Here is a 3,402-nt window from a genome sequence, read left to right as displayed (position 1 = left end):
AGTTCGTCGCGGAACGCGGCTTCCTCCGGTGTCAGCGCCAATTGCATGGCGGCCTCCTGTCGTTTCGGGAACGCGGCGACCCGCTGCCAGGGAGTTTCCGGTTCGCGGGGGTCGCTCGGCTTACATCTTGACCCATCCGTCGGGGGCGTTGTACACAGCCTCGGGTTAATCCACAGACGGGGCCGCCGACGCCGTTGTGCGCGGCCGTCGCGGCGGCCGGCGCGCCTACTTTCGGCGCATGCGCACAGATCTTCCCGCCGAGCGACTGCACCGACGACTCGCCGCCGACCCCTCCGCCGATTCCGGGGACGGGGCCGACGAGGACCAGAGTTCGCTGCTACCGCGGTGGCTTCCCGAGGCGTCGCCGGGTCCGAGCTGGGTGGCCAGGGTGCGTGCCGATCCGGGCAGGGCCGGTGCTATCGCGTTGGCGGTCGTGGCGGCGCTGGCCGTGCTGGTCACCGTGTTCACGTTGGTGCGCGACCGGCCCGCACCGGTGATGTCGGCCAAGCTTCCCCCGGTGGAGAAGGCGTCGTCGGCAAGTCCCCGTTCGTCGGCAAGCCCGGGCGCCGGCGGGCCGGCCGACGGTGACCACCCGGTGGTGGTCAGCGTGGTCGGGCTGGTGCACACCCCCGGCTTGGTCACCCTGGCACCGGGCGCGCGTATCGCCGACGCGCTGCAGGCCGCCGGTGGTGCGGTGGCGGGCGCCGACACGATCGGGCTGAACATGGCCCGCCCGCTCGGCGACGGCGAACAGATCGTGGTCGGGCTCGCGCCGGCGCCGGGTCGGCCGGCGGCGCTGGGCAGCTCGGTGGCCTCCGGCCCGGCCCCGGCCCCGGCCACGGGGGCGCCGGCATCGGGGCCGGCGAAGCCGGGTCAGGTGCTCGACCTCAACGCCGCAACCGTGGAACAGCTGGACACCCTCCCGGGGGTCGGGCCGATCACCGCCGCCGCGATCGTGGCCTGGCGGCAGGCCAACGGCAAGTTCACCAGCGTCGACCAGCTCGCCGACGTCGACGGCATCGGCCCGGCACGGCTGGAGAAGCTGCGTGCCCTCGTCCGCGTCTGAGGTACGCGGGCCCGGATTGCCCACCCCCGGCGGCACGGCGCCGGCGCGGTTCGACGTCCGCCTGGTGCCGGCCGCGCTTACCGGTTGGGTGGTGACCGCCGCGGGGATCGTGTGGCCGGTGGGGCGGGCGCTGGCGTGGTGCGGCGTCGTGCTGCTGGCGGCCTCGGGCGCGTTGGCTTGCTACGCGGCGGGCCGTTCCGGCGCGCATCCGCGGCTGCGGGCGTTCAGCACCGGACTGCTCGCCGTCGCGGTCGTGGGCACCGGATTCGGCTTCGCGATCGCCCTGCGCTGCGACGCGCTGGCGCGCCATCCGATTGCCGCCGCGTTCGGGACGGCCGCCCCGGTGACGGTCACCCCCACCGAGAGCCCGGTGCCGCTCGGGAGTGCACGGCTGATGTTCCGTGCCGACCTCGTGCGCGTGCGGGCCGACGACATGTCGGGCCGCGTGGTCGTTTTCGCCCGGACCTCCGAGTTCGGTGAGGTAATGGTGGGCCAACCGGTGCGGTTCACCGCCCGCATCGGCCGGCCGGGCCGCCACGACTTGACCGTCGCCGTGCTCAACGCCTCGGGCCGGCCGACCGTGGGCACCGCCGGTGCGGTGCAGCGGGCGGCTCACACCGTGCGAATGCGCTTCGCCGCCGCCGCCCGCGACGCGCTGCCCGCCGCCCAGGGGGCGATGCTGCCTGCCCTTGTCCTCGGCGACACCTCGGCGGTGACCGCCGAGATCGGCCGCCAATTCCGGGCGGCGGGAATGACGCATCTGACGGCGGTGTCCGGGGCCAACGTCACCATCGTGTGCGCGGCGGTGCTGTTCTCGGCGCGGCTGCTCGGGCCACGCGCGGCCGTCACGCTTGCCGCGGTGGCGCTGGTCGCGTTCGTCATCGTCGTGCAGCCGACGGCGAGTGTGCTGCGGGCGGCGGTGATGGGGGCGATCACGTTGGCGGGCATGCTGTCGTCGCGCCGGCGGCAGGCGGTCCCGGCCCTGGCTGCCACGGTGCTGGTGCTGGTGGCTCTCGCTCCCCAGCTGGCGGTCGACGTCGGGTTCGCGCTGTCGGTGCTGGCGACCGCCGCGCTGGTGGTGATCGCGCCGGCCTGGTCGCGGCGCCTGGTCGCCGGAGGCTGGCCCCGGCCGGCGGCGGACGCGTTCGCCGTCGCCTGGGCCGCCCACGCGGTGACGGCCCCGCTGGTGGCCGGGATCTCGGGCCGGGTCAGCCTGGTGGCCGCCGCGGCCAACCTCGTGGTGGCCCCGGTGATCGCCCCGATCACCGTGCTGGGCACCGCCGGGGCCGTGCTCGACCCGCTGTGGCCGGCCGGTGCGCGGCTGCTGATCCGGTTCACCGGACCCGAGCTGTGGTGGGTCCTGGGTGTCGCGCGGTGGGCGGCCGCGGTGCCCGCGGCCACCGTGCCCGTGCCGGCCGGCGCGGCGGGGGTGCTGGTGGTCGGCGGTGCCACGGCGATGCTGGCGGTCTCGGTCGTGCTGCTGGGGAAGCGGCGCCGCTTTCGCGTGGCGGCCGGATACGCCGGCGGGCTTCTCGTGCTGTGCCTGCTGGCCTGGTCGCTGTCGGGACTGGTCGGTCGCTGGTCACAATCCCGTGACACCATCGTGGGGTGAGCGAGGTTTCGGCGTTGCACCTGGTCCTGGGAGAAGAGGATCTGCTGGTCGAGCGGGCCGTGGCCGACGTGCTGCGGGCGGCGCGCAAATGGGCGGGCACGAACGACGTTCCGGTCAACCGGATGCGGGCCGGCGAGGTCAGTACCTACGAGCTCGCCGAGCTGCTGAGCCCGTCCCTGTTCGCCGACGAGCGCATCGTCGTGCTCGAGGCCGCCGCCGAAGCGGGCAAGGAAGCGGTCGGGGTGATCGCCTCGGCGGCCGCCGACCTCCCGCCGGGCACCGTGCTGGTGGTGGTGCATTCCGGCGGGGGGCGCGCCAAGGCGCTGGCCAAGGACCTGCAGTCGCTCGGTGCCGAGGTGCATCCGTGCGCGCGGATCACCAAGGCCGCCGAACGCGTCGACTTCGTCCGCAAGGAGTTCCGTGCCTTGCGCGCCAAGGTCGACGAACGTACGGTGACCGCGCTGCTGGACGCGGTCGGCTCCGATCTCCGCGAACTGGCCTCGGCCTGCTCGCAGCTGGTCGCCGACACCGGCGGGGCCGTCGACGCCGCCGCGGTGCGGCGCTACCACAGCGGCAAGGCCGAGGTGAAGGGCTTCGACATCGCCGACAAGGCCGTGGCCGGGGACGTCGCGGGCGCCGCCGAGGCGCTGCGGTGGGCGATGATGCGGGGTGAGCCGCTGGTGGTGCTCGCCGACGCGCTGGCCGAAGCCGTGCATGCGATCGG

General features: G+C 74.8%; 3 protein-coding genes. All 3 read left to right on the top strand.

Annotated elements, in window-relative coordinates; translation table 11 throughout:
• Positions 1 to 238: 238 nt before the first annotated feature.
• Positions 239 to 1,066: a ComEA family DNA-binding protein gene (locus AC2VOR_RS04510; RefSeq protein ID WP_369737948.1), complete on the top strand. Its 828-nt coding sequence runs from the start codon at positions 239 to 241 to the stop codon at positions 1,064 to 1,066.
• 16 nt (positions 1,067 to 1,082) lie between these two features.
• Positions 1,083 to 2,678 carry a ComEC/Rec2 family competence protein gene (locus AC2VOR_RS04505; RefSeq protein WP_369737949.1) on the top strand — a complete coding sequence of 532 codons (1,596 nt, stop codon included), beginning with the start codon at positions 1,083 to 1,085 and terminating at the stop codon, positions 2,676 to 2,678.
• A gap of 14 nt (positions 2,679 to 2,692) precedes the next feature.
• Positions 2,693 to 3,402: DNA polymerase III subunit delta (gene holA / locus AC2VOR_RS04500; RefSeq protein ID WP_486963270.1), on the top strand; the 710-nt coding region annotated here is incomplete at its 3' end.

Source organism: Mycobacterium sp. TH-M103, assembly GCF_057473785.1.
The sequence above is the reverse complement of the archived record's forward strand: the minus strand, read 5'-3'. Positions and strand labels throughout refer to the sequence as shown.

What these genes read in the sequence shown, in the direction of transcription:
- AC2VOR_RS04510 (WP_369737948.1), top strand. Translation starts at nt 239, where the DNA reads ATGCGCACAGATCTTCCCGCCGAGCGACTGCACCGACGACTCGCCGCC.